General features: G+C 58.7%; 1 protein-coding gene. It reads left to right on the forward strand.

Annotated features, from left to right (window positions below; all coding sequences use genetic code 11):
- Positions 1–21 precede the first annotated feature (21 nt).
- The coding region (locus tag M992_RS14585) for a VENN motif pre-toxin domain-containing protein (protein WP_248842545.1) at positions 22–201 on the forward strand (180 nt) is incomplete at its 3' end.

Genomic DNA, 201 nt, shown 5'->3' on the forward strand with positions numbered 1-201 from the left:
GGCGCCTAATCGCTAGGTGCGATGACGGCGGAAGCGGTGGGAATGCTGTCCGAGAAACTGTATGGCAAAGATGCAAGTCAACTGACCGAAGATGAAAAAGCCACGGTGAGTGCATTTGCGAGTCTGGCGGCGGGCATTGCAGGCGGGCTAGTCGGAGGTGATACATCCAGTGCCGCCAATGCAGCAGAGGCAGGGAAGGCG

The sequence above is a fragment of the Moellerella wisconsensis ATCC 35017 genome (assembly GCF_001294465.1).
Taxonomy (GTDB): domain Bacteria; phylum Pseudomonadota; class Gammaproteobacteria; order Enterobacterales; family Enterobacteriaceae; genus Moellerella; species Moellerella wisconsensis.